1 protein-coding gene is annotated in these 282 nt (G+C 52.5%); it reads left to right on the top strand.

The annotated features are described in order from the left end of the window. Positions 1-29: 29 nt before the first annotated feature. Positions 30-282, top strand: a 253-nt coding sequence (locus F0L68_RS46205) for a troponin (RefSeq protein ID WP_149855491.1), incomplete at its 3' end; no start/stop codon positions are given.

Here is a 282-nt window from a genome sequence, read left to right as displayed (position 1 = left end):
ACCGGAAGCGCGCTGAGGTGCGCAAGCGCATGGAGGAGGCCTCCAAAGCCAAAAAGGCGAAGAAGGGTTTCATGACACCTGAGAGGAAGAAGAAGCTCAGGTTGCTGCTGCGTAAGAAAGCCGCCGAAGAGTTGAAGAAGGAGCAGGAACGTAAAGCTGCTGAAAGGAGGCGCATCATCGAGGAGAGGTGCGGTAAACCTAAGAACATTGACGACGCCAACGAAGCAATGCTCAAGAGAATAATACAGGAGTATTATGACCGCATGTATGTGTGTGAGGGCC

The organism is Solihabitans fulvus (genome assembly GCF_008386585.1).
Lineage (GTDB): Bacteria > Actinomycetota > Actinomycetes > Mycobacteriales > Pseudonocardiaceae > Solihabitans > Solihabitans fulvus.
The sequence above is the reverse complement of the archived record's forward strand: the minus strand, read 5'-3'. Positions and strand labels throughout refer to the sequence as shown.